This window comes from Bacillus sp. EB106-04-02-XG92 (assembly GCF_058791995.1).
On record NZ_JBYTEA010000002.1, the window covers coordinates 189473 to 204281 of the forward strand.

The following is a 14809-nucleotide window of genomic DNA, read 5'->3' on the forward strand; positions in this document are numbered from 1 at the left end:
ATATAAGCAAATTATTTAATAATTGTTTTACCTGTCATTTCTTTCGGTTGTTCCACATTTAAAAGTGTAAGCATTGTTGGGGCGATATCTCCTAAAATACCACCTTCACGAAGCTCTACGTCATTTTTTGTAACGATGAAAGGAACCGGGTTAGTTGTATGAGCTGTCATTGGCTCGCCATCAGCAGTTAACTCCTGATCAGCATTACCATGGTCAGCAGTAATAAGTGCTACACCATCTTTTGCAAGAATCGCTTCTACAACTTTTCCTAAACATTCGTCAGTTGCTTCTACTGCTTTAATTGTTGGTTCCATCATCCCAGAATGGCCAACCATATCACAGTTCGCAAAGTTAAGAATGATAACATCATGTTTATCATTTTCGATTTCATTTACTAAAGCGTCCGTTACTTCGTAAATGCTCATTTCAGGTTTCAAGTCATATGTTGCAACCTTCGGTGAGTTAATTAAGATACGCTCTTCTCCTGGGAATTCAGCCTCACGACCACCGCTAAAGAAGAAAGTAACGTGCGGATACTTTTCAGTTTCCGCGATGCGAAGTTGCTTTAATCCCGCTTGCGCAACAACTTCACCTAATGTGTTATCAAGGTTCATTGGCTTAAATGCCACGTAACCATCTACAGTTTCACTGAAATGTGTCATACAAACGAATTCAGGAATGTGAGGTACTTTTTCACCACGATCGAACTCACGGAAGTCTTCGTTTGTAAATACACGAGCAATTTGAATTGCACGGTCTGGACGGAAGTTATAGAAGATAACTGCATCATCATCATTGATTGTTGCAACTGGCGTGTCATCTTCGTTAACAATTACAGACGGCAATACGAATTCATCATAGATACCATTTGCATAAGAGTCTTCTACACACTCTTCTGCTGATTTATAAGTAGGGCCTTCACCATTCACCATAGCACGGTAACATTTTTCTACGCGATCCCAACGCTTGTCACGGTCCATGGAGTAATAACGACCAGAGATAGTCGCGAATTGTCCTACTCCTGTTTCTTTAATTACTTCATTTGTTGCATCGATATAACCTTGTGCTGTTTTCGGTCCAACATCGCGGCCATCTAAGAATGCATGAATGTATACTTTCTCAACGCCTTCTTTAGCTGCTAAGCGAAGAAGAGCAAACATGTGGTTCATGTGACTGTGCACACCACCGTCAGAAAGTAAACCGAATAAATGAAGTGCAGTACCTTTTTCTTTTACGCTTTTAATTGCATTTTGGAAAGTTTCGTTCTGATCGAACTCGCCTTCACGAATTGCAACGTTTACGCGTGTTAAGCTTTGATATACTACGCGGCCAGCACCGATATTTAAGTGACCAACCTCAGAGTTACCCATTTGACCTTCTGGAAGACCTACTGCCTCACCACAAGCTGTAAGCGTTGTATGAGGGAATCTGTTCCAGTAACCATCAAAATTAGGTTTCTTAGCTTGTGCTACAGCATTCCCATGAGTTTCTTCACGAAGTCCGAAACCATCAAGAATGATTAAAGCTGTTGGCTTTCTCATTTTACCGCCCCCAGAAGACCTAAGAACGAAGCAGGCTCTAAGCTAGCACCGCCAACTAAAGCGCCGTCGATGTCAGATTGTGCCATATACTCTTTAATGTTTTCTGGTTTTACGCTACCGCCGTATTGAATACGAACAGCTTCTGCAGCTTCTGGAGAAACAGCTTCTGCAACAACTTTACGGATGTGCGCACATACTTCGTTTGCATCTGCAGAAGAAGAAGATTTACCTGTACCGATAGCCCAGATTGGCTCATAAGCGATAACAGTTGCTTTAACTTGCTCTTCTGTTAAACCTGCAAGTGCTTTTGTCACTTGACCTGCTACTAGATCAAATGTTTTTCCGCTTTCGCGCTCTTCTAAAGTCTCACCACAACATACGATTGGTGTTAAACCATGTTCAAATGCTGCGATAGTCTTTTTGTTTACTGACTCATCTGTTTCAGCAAACATTTCACGACGCTCAGAGTGGCCAAGTACTACGTAGCCTACTTTTAAGTCGCTAAGTGCTACTGGGCTAATTTCGCCAGTGAATGCACCATTTTTTTCGAAGTGCATGTTTTGTGCACCTACTTGTAAGTCAGTTCCTTCAGTTGCTGCTACAAGGCGCTCTAGGAATAGAGCTGGAGAGCAAACTACTGCATCAACAGCTGAAGCTGCTGGGATTTGACCTTTAACTTCCTCTACGAAGCTAACTGCTTCAGATAGAGTTTTATTCATTTTCCAGTTACCTGCGATAATTGGTTTACGCATGCTTTGCACCGTCCTTTTTCTTTGGCTGCTACTTATTTGTCGTTAAGACAAACTACACCTGGAAGCTCTTTGCCTTCCATGAATTCTAATGACGCACCGCCGCCAGTAGAAATGTGGCTCATTTTATCAGCCATACCGAATTTTTCAACAGCTGCTGCAGAGTCACCACCGCCGATAACAGAGTATGTACCTTCTGCATCTGCTAATGCTTGTCCTACTGCTTTTGTACCTTCTGCGAATGGAGTCATTTCGAATACACCCATTGGTCCATTCCATACAACAAGCTTAGAATTTTTAATTACATCTGCATAAATTTCACGTGTTTTAGGACCGATGTCCACGCCTTCCCAGTTAGAAGGGATAGAATCGATATTAACGATTTGAGTTGTTGCAGTTTCAGAGAATTCCTCAGTGATTACAACATCAACTGGCATGTAGAAGTTTACGCCTTTTTCTTTTGCAAGTTGCATAAATTCTTTAGCTAGTTCGATTTTGTCGTCTTCACATAGAGATAGACCAATTTCATGACCTAAAGCTTTAACGAATGTGTAAGCAAGTCCGCCACCGATGATTAAGTTATCTACTTTGTCTAATAGATGACGAATTACACCGATTTTATCTTTTACTTTCGCACCACCAATAATAGCTGTGAATGGGCGTTCTGGGTTAGAAAGTGCTTTTCCAAGTACCTCTAACTCTTTTTCCATTAATAATCCAGATACTGCTGGTAGGTAGTCTGCGATACCTGCTGTAGAAGCGTGAGCACGGTGAGCTGCACCGAATGCATCGTTTACGAAGATATCAGTAAGAGCTGCAAATTCTTTCGCAAGTTCTGCATCGTTCTTTTCTTCGCCCGCATAGAAACGTACGTTTTCAAGAACTAATACGTCGCCTTCGTTCATTGCTGCAACCATTTCTTGTGCAACTGGTCCGAATGCTTCGTCTGCTTTTTTAACGTCTTTACCAAGAAGCTCGCCTAAACGTGCTGCTACTGGAGTTAAACGCATTTCTTCTACTACTTGACCTTTTGGACGGCCTAAGTGACTTGCTAAAATAACTTTCGCACCTTGCTCTACTAAATATTGAATTGTAGGAAGAGCTGCACGGATACGAGTTTCATCTGTAATTTTGCCTTCTTTCATAGGTACGTTGAAGTCAACGCGGCAAAATACACGCTTACCTTTTAAATCTACGTCACGAATTGATTTTTTGTTCATTGGATTTCCCTCCGACTACTAGTTAGGATTGACAAAACCCACTCAAAAGCTTAACACATTTGCTTTTAAAACGAAAGAAGAGAGAGAGGGAACAAACCCTCTCCCTCGTTTTGTCATTGATAGCTTATATAATTAAGAATTAAAGACCTTTAGAAGTCATGTAAGCTGCTAAGTCTACTACACGGTTAGAGTAACCAGTTTCGTTATCGTACCAAGAAAGTACTTTAACCATGTTACCTTCCATTACCATTGTAGATAATGCATCGATTGTAGAAGAAGCTGTACATCCGTTATAGTCGATAGATACTAATGGCTCTTCGCTGTATCCAAGGATACCTTTTAATTCGCCTTCAGCTGCTGCTTTGAATGCTGCATTTACTTCTTCAACTGTTACTTCTTTGTCAAGTTCAACAACTAGGTCAACTAGAGAAACGTTAGCAGTTGGAACACGTACAGCGCCACCGTTTAATTTACCTTTAAGTTCTGGTAATACTAATGCTACAGCTTTAGCTGCACCAGTAGATGTTGGGATCATGTTTTCAGCTGCTGCACGAGCACGACGTAAATCTTTGTGTGGTAAGTCTAAGATTTGTTGGTCGTTAGTGTAAGAGTGAATTGTTGTCATCATTCCGCGTTTTACGCCGAATTTTTCGTTTAATACTTTAGCGAATGGAGCTAGACAGTTTGTAGTACAAGAAGCGTTAGATACTACGTTGTGGTTAGCTGCATCGTATTGTTCGTGGTTAACACCCATAACTACAGTGATATCTTCGTCAGAAGCTGGAGCTGAGATGATAACTTTCTTAACTGATCCACCTAAGTGTTTTTCAGCGTCTGATTTTTTAGTGAAACGACCAGTAGATTCTACTACTACTTCTACTCCGTAGTCGCTCCATGGTAATTGAGCTGGGTCACGCTCAGCGATAACTTTAATTTCTTTACCGTTAACAACGATGCTGTTTTCGTTAGCAGATACTTCTGCATTTAAAGTTCCGTGAACTGTGTCATATTTTAAAAGGTGAGCTAATGTTTTAGCATCTGTTAAGTCGTTGATTGCTACTACTTCTACCTCAGAGTTGTTAAGAGCTGCGCGGAATACGTTACGTCCGATACGTCCAAATCCATTAATACCAATTTTAGTCATTTGAATTTCCTCCTTGGGGGATTATATTAAAGGGTAATACCCTTTGTTAACTGTTTTGCTGCACCTTCATCTGTAATTAGAATTGAAGTGTGCCCTTGTTTAATTACAGCCTGTATTGCCTTTGCCTTTGAAGAACCTCCAGCGACTGCAACAACGTGAGATACATTTTGTAAATCCTCAAGTTGCATACCAACTGTTCTTACTTTATGAACAACATTTCCTTGTTCATTAAAGTAGTAACCGAAAGCCTCGCCAACTGCTTCGCTTGCTTGAATCTTTAACCAATCTGCTTCCGAAGTATTTCTGCGACGTGCCATTGTTAACGCATCACCTATTCCATGAATGACGATATTGGAAGATCGAATCAACTCAAGAACTTCTTTCACGGAAGGCTCTGTCACAATAGACGCATATGCTTCGCTACTAACATGGTCTGGAACATACAATAAGCGATAATTACTCATCGTATTTTGCGCCATTTTGGCACAAATGGTATTGGCTTCTAATTCGACGCCTTCTCCAATTCCACCACGTGCTGGGACAAATAGCATATGTAAATCTTTGCAATCAAGCTGCATCATGTCCGCAGCAGCAGCTAGCGTAGTTCCTCCAGCCACAGCAACGATATTATTCGCTGTCAGACGGTCTTTTATACAAGTCACACAAGCACGGCCCATCTCCAGTTTGACCCAAGGTGATTCATCACTATCACCAGGGACAACGAAAACTTCATCCAAGTCTAATGTTTCCTTAAGTTGCTTTTCTAAAACCTTTAACCCGGAAATTTCTTTCATAAAGTCTTCCAAAGCAAGAACTAAAGCTGTTCCTTCTTCTGTCAAAGTCATTCCAGAAGAAGCGACGTGAACTAAGTTTTGTTCTTTCAAAACTTGAACTTCACTTCGCAATACTCGTTCTGTCATACCGAGACTCGCTGATAAGTTTCTTCTTCCAATCGGCTGCATGAGCCTAATGTATTGAAGAATTTGCATTCTCGTTTGCATAACAGGTAGCAGATCAGGTAATAATTTTTTTGTGTTCTGAATCCATGAGCGCATATCTTTTCTCCTCACTACATTGGTTCATTTTCCCTCGTGGTCACTTTACGTCCCGTAGTGACATTTTGTGTCCCACATAGGTTAAAAAAATAATCCCTGCTACGTGTATTATTGTAACAGGAGATAGAAACTTATTCAACTCTTAACTGCATTCTTTATATAGTTTATTATGACACCTTTGTGAATGTTACCATATTCTACTTGTTTCCCGTCTATTTCTACAACCGGAATCATGACATGATATTTTTCTAAAAGGTCATTATCTTCATATATATCTATTTCCTCGATTTGAAAAGAATATTCACATTGTACTTCTTTTAAAACTTGTTTCGCCTTCACGCAAAGGCCACAATCTTTTTTTGTATACAGTACAACTTTCATCTTCTTCACCTATCCGATCGTTTTTCTTAATGACGACGCTGGAATATGCATTTGTTCTCTATACTTCGCTACTGTTCTTCGAGAAATAACGATTTCATGCTCTTCTTCTAACAATTTTGAAATCTTTTGATCTGAAAGTGGCTTTTTCTTATTTTCCGCCTCAACAAGCGTTTGGATAAATTGTTTTACACGCTTTGTAGAAACTGCTTCGTCTTCCGTAGTCGAAACAGCATTACTAAAGAACGATTTCATCTCAAATAAACCGTGTGGTGTTTGCACATATTTATTTCGCGTTGCACGGCTAATTGTAGATTCATGTACACTTAATTCTTCTGCTACTTCTTTTAAAGCAAGTGGTTTTAAATACTCCGGACCTTTCCAGAAGAAATCACGTTGTTTTTCCATAATAATGGTCATTACTTGCAGAAGCGTTTGTTTCCTCTGTTTCAAACTACGCATAATCCACTGCACATGCTGATACTTTTCTGATACGTAAGATGCTACTTCACTTTCACTATTATTAAGAAGCGCACTATACTCAGAGTGAATTTCAATTCTCGGCATATTTCTCTCATTCATTTGTAAAACGAGACGATCACCATCTTTTTTCACTGCCATATCAGGCACAATATAAAGTGGTTTATCTGAAGAAAACGCAAGACCTGGTTTCGGCTGCAGGGACGTAATACAGTTCACCGCTAATTGCAATTCTTCATTACTACACTTCAGCACTTGAACGAGTTTTCGCCAATCTTTCTTCACGAAATAAGCGAAATGATCTTCTATAACCTCTTCTGCTAATCCATTTCGCCTTTGTAAGCGCTTCAATTGTAAAGTTAGGCATTCCTGAATATTACGCGCTCCTACCCCTGCTGGCTCAAGTGATTGGACAAGCTCAACAGAGCGGTCGACTACATGAAGCGGTGCGGAAAGGAGATTTGCTAACTCCTCGTTCGTTTCTTGTAAATACCCATTTCCATCCATGTTCATAATAATGAAAGAAGCTACTTTTCGCTCTTCTTCCTCTATTTTATAGTACTGTATTTGATTTAATAAATGTTGCTGAATCGTTGTGGAATCCACACTGTAGATTTCCATCTGATTCTCGACTTGTTTGCTGGTACTTTTACTTGTGTTAGAGCTCTTTTTCTTCTCCCTCTCAAAACCACCTAACTCAATAAGGGGATTCTCTAACGATTGCTCATACAAAAACTCCGATAATTCTTGTACATTATACTGGAGCATTGTAATCGCTTGCCTTAACTCTTGTGTCATTGCCAAACGTAAGCTTTGTTCTTGTAAAAGACTTGCCTTCAAACTAATCTCCCCCTTGTTTCTATTGTACAATAAGTTTGGTAAAAGGAGAATCCTCACGCAGACACCCATTCCAAAATATTATTAATTTATATGTATTAATGAGATTTACAACTTACAACCGAAATTTGAATAATATTGAAAGAAAATAATAAGTTACAAAAATTATTATCAAGTACTAATAGTAAATCTTATCACCAGATATAACAAGAGGGAAATAAAAAAAGTCCTAACCTACAAAACGTAAGTTAGGACTTTTTGACGCGCCCAGAGGGATTCGAACCCCCGGCAGACGTGGTACCGGAAACCACCGCTCTATCCGACTGAGCTATGGGCGCATGATTATAAAATATACTTCATTTTCTCTTCATAATAATAGCAATAAAAACCATTTAAATCAATAAAAACTCTTTGATTGCACGTTATATATGCGCTATTTTTGCATAAAAACGCCCCCTAATTTCTACATTTAGGAAGCAATTCTTATCCATTTTATTTATCTAGCTTCTCTTTAATCTCTTTTGGAATTTCATTAGGCTGTACTTCTTGATATGTTTCAATATATTCCCCTTTCGTTTTAACCTTTACATATGCTCCTTCCTAAGCCCACGAGGTGCATAAAACTTAACATCTCTTCCTTCACCGGAAGCATAATAACCAGAAAGTTTATATTCCCCAGCCACCTCTCCTATTTTAGATAGTCGGCCAGATTCTTTCGCTTTTACATATAACCAATCCTCTTTCACAAGCGGGTTGTATCTATCTGTTATCTCATTATGAGAAACACTTGCCACACCAATAACTAATATAAAAAGTCCAATTAAACCTAATAATAATTTCTTCATTTTCCTCTCCTTCAAACATCCTTTTAACTTGCTTTACTCTCTTTATTCTAGGAGAAAAAGTTTTTGTCCACTATCACTTATCCTTACATATTCATTACAAAATTGTAATTTTAAAATGATACATCCCTAAAATTCCCAATCATAAATTCACCCCAACTCACAAATTATAATCTTTGAATTGATATTCCAAAGGGGGCTTCATTCAATGACTGTAATTACGAAATTAAAGCAAACTGTTTCTGGATTAAAAAGTGCACAAGCTAGCTTAGAGGGATTCGCTCTTGATACGGATAACCAACAAGCGAAGCAACTTTTCCAAACAGCTGCGCAGCAAACACAAACGATTATCGATTCTTTAAACCCTCGCGTTGAAGAAGTCCAACAAGAAGAACCACAATACTCACAGCAATAACGGATTCGTCATGCTGTGAAATAGAAAAAGGATGATATGCAGTCATCCTTTTTCTATCACATTACATATTGCAATAGAAACGGAATGATAATTATGCGAAAACTCGGACTCATAACCGCATTATTTGCCCTTCTATTTAGCTCTTTTACCGGATGTGATAATAGTCCCTTAGATAAAAAAGTGAAAGAAGAAGCAAAACGAACGGAGAAAGAAAAAGGTCCTAAATTAACAAAGACGAGTACGGAATCCTTTAATCAATCTATATCACAAGGAGCGAAGAAAAGAGCTCTCGCTATGAATGAAATTATAAAAAGTACAGCAGTGAATTCAAATTTAGATCTCTACATAGCAGTTACACCTGAGCATCACGAAAGGTTTGGATTAAAACCTCTACGTAAGAAGCTTCAAAAACAGCTAAGTGATGAGCATCCTACTTTCGATGTTCGTGTAAGTACAGATAAAAAAATCTTTATGTTACTCGAAAAACTCGAAAGAAAAATTAAGGAAAAAGAAGTCTCTAAAGATGAAATTAATAAGCAATTAAAATTCATTGGTAAAAAAATGGAGTCTAACACTTAACGCTTTTTAAAAGAAAAGGAAGGATCGCAATGTCTAGTAAAGATAAGAACTTAACCCCTGTACAACAGGAGTACAAAAAATTCGAACAAGAACGAGAACCGAAGCGCCCTGTCTTAAAAAATTGTATTAAAGCCTTTTTCGTCGGTGGTTTTATTTGCTTCATCGGACAACTCATTTCTACGTTTTATATCACATATTTTGATTTCACTGAACGCTCAGCAGGAAATCCAACAGTCGCAACTCTCATTTTTATTTCCATGTTATTAACTGGATTTGGTATATACGATCGGTTTGGTCAGTTTGCCGGAGCAGGCACAGCTGTACCTGTCACTGGATTTGGTAACTCTGTTATTGCCGCATGTATCGAACACCGAACAGAAGGGTTCGTACTCGGCGTTGGAGGAAATATGTTTAAATTAGCCGGCTCCGTTATTTTGTTTGGTGTATTTTCAGCTTTCGTCATCGCACTTATTAAAACGATTCTCGTTCAATGGGGAGGGCTATAAATGTTACAAGGACACCGAACCTGGGTATTTGAAAACAAACCAGTTATTATTTCGACAGGAGTCGTTGGCGGGCCGTTTGAAGCAAAAGGAAAAATTCCAGAAGACTTTGATATCCTTCATGAAGATTTATGGCTCGGACAGGATTCCTATGAAAAAGCACATAAAATTTTATTTGAAGAAGCTTGTAGCCGCGCTACTGAAAAAGCAAAACTTCGTAAAGACGATATTCAATTTGTACTCGCAGGCGATTTAATTAATCAAATTACCCCTACAAGCTTTGCTTGCCGTACACTGGGCACTCCTTATCTCGGACTATTCGGCGCTTGTTCTACTTCTATGGAAGGTTTAGCACTTGGAGCAAGTATCGTAAATGCAAAAGGCGCAAAATATTTATTAACCGGGGCATCAAGCCATAACACCGCTGTAGAAAAACAGTTCCGCTATCCTACCGAATATGGTGGGCAAAAACCACCTACCGCGCAGTGGACAGTAACCGGTGCTGGCGCTGCTATTTTAAGCGATACTGGACACGGTCCTAGGGTAACATCTGCCACAATCGGACGAGTAGTTGATATGGGATTAACGGATCCGTTTAATATGGGAGGCGCAATGGCTCCAGCTGCCGTCGATACAATTGAAGCTCATTTACGCGAACGTCAAATTGACGCCTCTTACTACGATTTAATCGTAACAGGCGATCTCGGCCATGTCGGTCGCGAAATTGCTTATGACTTACTACATAAACATGGAACAAAAGTAACGAGCGAACAGTTTCAAGATTGCGGGCTACTTATTTATAGAGAAGGGCAACCTGTTATCGCTGGTGCTAGTGGACCAGGATGTTCTGCAACGGTCGTATACGGTCATTTATTAAATCGAATGAAAAGAGGAGAATTCAAAAAAATACTTGTCGTTGCGACAGGCGCTTTACTATCTCCACTTACATTCCAGCAAGAAGAAACGATTCCGTGTATCGCTCACGCCGTTTCGATTGAATTTGGAGGTGCAACGCAATGATTTTTTTCTGGGCTTTCGTCATAGGCGGAATCATATGTGTAATCGGACAACTTATGTTTGATGTTGTAAAACTTACACCCGCTCATACAATGGCAACTCTCGTTGTTGCTGGAGCTATATTAGACGGATTCAATTTGTATGAACCATTAATTGATTTCGCTGGAGCCGGGGCAACTGTACCTATTACAAGTTTCGGTAATGCCCTCGTTCATGGCGCAATGGAAGAAGCCGCAAAGCATGGCATCGTTGGCGTCATTACCGGCATGTTTAAAGTAACAAGCGCCGGTGTGTCCGCAGCTATTATTTTCGGCTTCATTGGAGCATTGCTATTCAAACCGAAAGGATAAGGAGTGTTCGTATGACTGTTATTGCTAGCGTTAAAACTTGCCTTGCTAGTGTAAGGGGAGCTCAAGCAAGCTTAAGTTCCCTTTCGCTAAATTCTACAGACAATGAAGCAAAACGCGTATTTCATGAATGTATGTTAGAAATGGACAGTGTCATCGCTGATTTACAGGATAGAGTTTCAGTATTAGAACGGGAAGAACCTCAATATAAAGGGTTTTAAGTAGACTGGAGGAAATGACTATGTCTCACCTACCGGAATGGACACTTGTCATCCTTCGCTCTGTATTCATATTAATTATTTTATTCACTATTACAAAGTGCTTAGGAAAAAGGCAAATCTCTCAACTTTCCTTTTTTGAATACATAGCGGGAATGACAATCGGTGATATCGCTGCTCAAATAGCTACAGGGCTTGATCAAAAGTTTTTCCATGGCGTCTTCGCTATACTTATTTTTGCCTCGGTACCTTTTTTCGTTGGCATAATTTCCTTGAAAAACAAAACTGCTAGAGACTTTTTTGAAGGAAAATCAACCGTGTTAATAAAAGACGGAAAAGTACTTGAGGATAATTTAAAGAAAGAAAAATATACAAGTGATGAGTTACTTGAACTTCTTAGAGGAAATGGTGCTTTTAGTATAGCTGAAGTTGAATTTGCTGTCTTAGAACCGAGCGGAGAATTAAATGTATTATTAAAGAAAGATGCTCAGCCACTTACTGCAAAAGATCTCGGTTTAAAAGTGCCGAATGAAAAAGAACCACAAACCGTTATTATGGATGGGAATGTACTAGATGGCCCCCTTTCAGCAAGCGGGCATAACCGTGCTTGGTTACATTCTGAACTAGAAAAGCTCGGTGTTGTTATTGAAAATGTCTTTCTCGGTCAAGTGGATTCATACGGACAACTTACTATCGACATTTATAATGACAAACTACAAATGCCTTCTCCTCAAAACAAGCCTTTATTATTAGCATCTTTAAAAAAATGTCATGCTGATCTTGAACTATTTTCCCTAGAAACAAAGTCGAAATCAGCAAGCGAAATGTATAGTAAAAACGCGAAACAAATCGAAAAGATTTTAAATAAAGTAACCTATCTTTTAAAAGAATAGATATCGAAAGAACGCTTCATTAAAAAGGCGTTCTTTTCTTTTTTTCTACAGTTTTTATAACGTTTAAATTTATGTAATTCGGTTATGATGTTGAAGATACATAAGCAGGGAATTTCAAAAACATAGCGAATATTTCATGTTACAACTACATATTTTTTTGATTTAAAGTGGTTTCGTTTGACCTTTATTGACCATAATTGTATTATAAGACTAAGAAAGCTTTAGAAGGAGGAAATAACAGATGAATTTAATTCCTACAGTAATTGAACAAACAAATCGTGGAGAACGCGCTTACGATATTTACTCTCGACTATTAAAAGACCGCATCATTATGCTTGGTAGTGCAATTGATGACAACGTAGCTAACTCAATCGTTTCCCAGCTTTTATTCTTGGAATCTCAAGATCCAGAAAAAGATATTCACATCTACATCAACAGCCCTGGTGGTTCTATCACAGCAGGTATGGCAATTTACGATACAATGCAGTTTATTAAACCACAAGTATCAACAATCTGTATCGGTATGGCTGCATCTATGGGTGCATTCTTACTTGCAGCAGGTGAAAAAGGAAAACGTTATGCACTTCCAAACAGTGAAGTAATGATTCACCAACCACTTGGTGGCGCACAAGGTCAAGCGACTGAAATCGAAATCGCTGCTAAACGTATCCTATTCTTACGTGAAAAACTAAACCAAATTCTTGCTGACCGCACAGGTCAACCACTTGAAGTACTACAACGCGACACAGACCGCGATAACTTCATGACAGCAGAAAAAGCTTTAGAATACGGTTTAATCGATAAGATCTTTACAAATCGTTAATACTTAAAAGCGAAAGCGGCTCGTTTAGAATCGCAGGGCGATGGAGCCCCTGATTCCGAGGCGCTTTTTGCCTCGAATGAAGGGGCGAAGCGACCGGAGATTCTAGCCGCTGGAGCTGGATACAACTAAAAGCGGCAGCGGCTCGTTCAGCTCTGACTGGCTAAGGTTCTTTCGCATAAAAGGTGCTTTTTGCCTTCTTATGCGGAAGGTTCTTAGACACAAAGAGCTAGCCGCTGAAGCTAGATACATAAAAAAGCGCCCTATTACAGGGCGCTTTTTTATTATCATGCACCTCCGTCTGGATACCCATCCTGGTATTCACCTAAATATATCAGCGATTTTTCAAATATATCGACCGTAACTCCGATTATATCGGCGATTATTTTAATATATCGACGTTTCGACACCACTTATCGACTTACCGACAATCCTCGACAAGCACATCCCCCTTAAATACCCCTCCCCGCTAATTCGCACAGACAAAACAAAAAAGCTATCGCACATGCGCGATAGCTTCTTATTGTACATATGCAGCTAATGCTTCTAAAGCCTCTTCTGCATCTGAACCTTCTGTTGTAATTGTTATCATGCTCCCAGTTCCAATTGCTAAGCTCATAATCCCCATTATGCTCTTTGCATTCACTGTCTTTCCATCTTTCTCGATGAAGATATCCGCATGAAAGCGATTTGCCTCTTGTACAAACAACGCAGCCGGACGTGCTTGTAAACCGTTTTTTAATGAAACCTGAACTCTTTTTTGAACCACAGCTCCATTTCCCCTTTAACCTCTTATTTTTTTGCTACCGTTTCCCCCGCGCGTAATTTCTCTGCAATCTCATCGATTTTACGCAAACGATGATTAATACCCGATTTACTAATTTTCCCCCCGGATACCATCTCACCTAATTCTTTCAATGTTACATCTTGATAATCTCTTCGTAGTTGTGCAATTTCTCGTAGTTTATCTGGCAATATATCAAGACCGACCGTTTCATCAATATAGCGAATATTTTCAATCTGCCTTAGCGCTGCACCAATTGTTTTATTTAAATTAGCTGTTTCGCAGTTCACTAAACGATTTACTGAATTACGCATATCACGTACGATTCGAATGTCTTCAAATCTTAAAAGTGCATTATGAGCACCTATAATATTTAAAAACTCTGTAATTTTTTCTGCTTCTTTCAAGTACGTAATGTACCCTTTTCTTCTTTCCAACGTCTTACTATTTAAATCAAATCCGTTCATCAGTTCACATATAGCATCATTATGTTCCTTATATAACGAAAAGATCTCTAAATGATAAGATGATGTTTCTGGGTTATTTACTGAACCACCTGCTAAAAATGCGCCGCGTAAATACGATCGTTTACAACATTTCTTCTCAATCAATTCTTGTGATATATTTCGAATAAATGAAAAGTCGTCTCGGACGATATGAAGATCAGCTAATATTTCGCGAGACTTCTCAACAAGCCGTACGATATATACATTATTTTTCTTCAATCGCATTTTTTTACGAACAAGTAATTCTACCGTCACGTCATATCCTTTTTTCAAAAGCGTATAAATCCTTCTTGCAATTGCCGCATTCTCCGTTTGAATATCGATAGATAGACGACGATTTGAAAAAGAAAGCGATCCGTTCATGCGAAGTAACGCTGATAATTCTGCTTTCTCACAGCATTCCTTCATCTCAAGATTCGTCAACTCTTTCTTTGTTTCTGATGCAAATGACACAGTCAACACCTCCTTATACGATTATTGT

The 14809-nt window shown here is 39.1% G+C and carries 18 protein-coding genes and 1 tRNA gene; 8 read left to right on the forward strand and 11 right to left on the reverse strand.

Going from position 1 to position 14809, the window contains the following annotated elements:
* Nucleotides 1-11: 11 nt before the first annotated feature.
* The 9 genes from gpmI to AC3WVA_RS07050 form a co-directional block, all read right to left on the reverse strand.
* Nucleotides 12-1541, reverse strand: a complete 1530-nt coding sequence (gene gpmI / locus AC3WVA_RS07010) for a 2,3-bisphosphoglycerate-independent phosphoglycerate mutase (RefSeq protein ID WP_098345472.1) — start codon at nucleotides 1539-1541, stop codon at nucleotides 12-14.
* Nucleotides 1538-2293: a triose-phosphate isomerase gene (tpiA, locus tag AC3WVA_RS07015; protein WP_001231038.1), complete on the reverse strand. Its 756-nt coding sequence runs from the start codon at nucleotides 2291-2293 to the stop codon at nucleotides 1538-1540. The genes gpmI and tpiA overlap by 4 nt, the downstream gene beginning before the upstream one ends.
* Before the next feature lie 32 nt (nucleotides 2294-2325).
* Complete coding sequence (locus AC3WVA_RS07020; protein WP_492321838.1) at nucleotides 2326-3510, reverse strand: phosphoglycerate kinase; 1185 nt, start codon at nucleotides 3508-3510, stop codon at nucleotides 2326-2328.
* A gap of 139 nt (nucleotides 3511-3649) precedes the next feature.
* Nucleotides 3650-4654: a type I glyceraldehyde-3-phosphate dehydrogenase gene (gene gap / locus AC3WVA_RS07025; RefSeq protein ID WP_000161236.1), complete on the reverse strand. Its 1005-nt coding sequence runs from the start codon at nucleotides 4652-4654 to the stop codon at nucleotides 3650-3652.
* A gap of 26 nt (nucleotides 4655-4680) precedes the next feature.
* On the reverse strand, nucleotides 4681-5709 hold the full coding sequence (cggR, locus tag AC3WVA_RS07030) for a gapA transcriptional regulator CggR (protein WP_048528176.1): 1029 nt from the start codon (nucleotides 5707-5709) through the stop codon (nucleotides 4681-4683).
* A gap of 135 nt (nucleotides 5710-5844) precedes the next feature.
* A complete protein-coding gene (locus AC3WVA_RS07035; RefSeq protein WP_098520873.1) occupies nucleotides 5845-6090 on the reverse strand; it encodes a glutaredoxin family protein in 246 nt (81 codons plus the stop codon).
* 9 nt (nucleotides 6091-6099) lie between these two features.
* Complete coding sequence (gene rpoN, locus AC3WVA_RS07040; RefSeq protein WP_098345469.1) at nucleotides 6100-7407, reverse strand: RNA polymerase factor sigma-54; 1308 nt, start codon at nucleotides 7405-7407, stop codon at nucleotides 6100-6102.
* A 259-nt stretch (nucleotides 7408-7666) separates the two neighbouring features.
* Nucleotides 7667-7742 (reverse strand) — tRNA-Arg (locus tag AC3WVA_RS07045).
* A gap of 246 nt (nucleotides 7743-7988) precedes the next feature.
* Nucleotides 7989-8249 carry a YxeA family protein gene (locus AC3WVA_RS07050; RefSeq protein WP_229200879.1) on the reverse strand — a complete coding sequence of 87 codons (261 nt, stop codon included), beginning with the start codon at nucleotides 8247-8249 and terminating at the stop codon, nucleotides 7989-7991.
* 205 nt (nucleotides 8250-8454) lie between these two features.
* On the opposite strand from AC3WVA_RS07050, the gene AC3WVA_RS07055 reads away from it, so the two are divergent.
* The 8 genes from AC3WVA_RS07055 (at nucleotide 8455) to clpP (ending at nucleotide 13041) form a co-directional block, all read left to right on the forward strand.
* Complete coding sequence (locus AC3WVA_RS07055) at nucleotides 8455-8661, forward strand: DUF1657 domain-containing protein (protein WP_000216166.1); 207 nt, start codon at nucleotides 8455-8457, stop codon at nucleotides 8659-8661.
* A gap of 93 nt (nucleotides 8662-8754) precedes the next feature.
* Entirely contained in the window at nucleotides 8755-9240 is a 486-nt protein-coding gene (locus tag AC3WVA_RS07060; protein ID WP_098520874.1) for a YhcN/YlaJ family sporulation lipoprotein, read from the forward strand.
* Between the two features lie 29 nt (nucleotides 9241-9269).
* The gene (spoVAC, locus tag AC3WVA_RS07065) at nucleotides 9270-9746 is read left to right on the forward strand and encodes a stage V sporulation protein AC (RefSeq protein ID WP_000095399.1); all 477 of its coding nucleotides are present in this window, start codon (nucleotides 9270-9272) and stop codon (nucleotides 9744-9746) included.
* Nucleotides 9747-10763 (forward strand): stage V sporulation protein AD, encoded by a 1017-nt coding sequence (spoVAD, locus tag AC3WVA_RS07070; protein WP_000938958.1) that lies wholly within the window; start codon nucleotides 9747-9749, stop codon nucleotides 10761-10763.
* The gene (spoVAE, locus tag AC3WVA_RS07075) at nucleotides 10760-11110 is read left to right on the forward strand and encodes a stage V sporulation protein AE (protein WP_098520875.1); all 351 of its coding nucleotides are present in this window, start codon (nucleotides 10760-10762) and stop codon (nucleotides 11108-11110) included. Before spoVAD ends, spoVAE begins: the two co-directional genes overlap by 4 nt.
* Before the next feature lie 11 nt (nucleotides 11111-11121).
* Nucleotides 11122-11328 carry a DUF1657 domain-containing protein gene (locus AC3WVA_RS07080; protein ID WP_085312777.1) on the forward strand — a complete coding sequence of 69 codons (207 nt, stop codon included), beginning with the start codon at nucleotides 11122-11124 and terminating at the stop codon, nucleotides 11326-11328.
* A gap of 20 nt (nucleotides 11329-11348) precedes the next feature.
* Nucleotides 11349-12218, forward strand: coding sequence for a DUF421 domain-containing protein (locus AC3WVA_RS07085; protein WP_098345467.1), 870 nt, complete (start codon nucleotides 11349-11351; stop codon nucleotides 12216-12218).
* 241 nt (nucleotides 12219-12459) lie between these two features.
* A complete protein-coding gene (gene clpP, locus AC3WVA_RS07090; RefSeq protein ID WP_001049162.1) occupies nucleotides 12460-13041 on the forward strand; it encodes an ATP-dependent Clp endopeptidase proteolytic subunit ClpP in 582 nt (193 codons plus the stop codon).
* A gap of 517 nt (nucleotides 13042-13558) precedes the next feature.
* On the opposite strand, the gene AC3WVA_RS07095 is transcribed toward clpP, so the two are convergent.
* Together AC3WVA_RS07095 and whiA are read right to left on the reverse strand one after the other, a co-directional pair.
* Complete coding sequence (locus tag AC3WVA_RS07095) at nucleotides 13559-13807, reverse strand: HPr family phosphocarrier protein (protein ID WP_000250307.1); 249 nt, start codon at nucleotides 13805-13807, stop codon at nucleotides 13559-13561.
* A 23-nt stretch (nucleotides 13808-13830) separates the two neighbouring features.
* Entirely contained in the window at nucleotides 13831-14781 is a 951-nt protein-coding gene (gene whiA / locus AC3WVA_RS07100) for a DNA-binding protein WhiA (protein WP_000006563.1), read from the reverse strand.
* Nucleotides 14782-14809 lie beyond the last annotated feature (28 nt).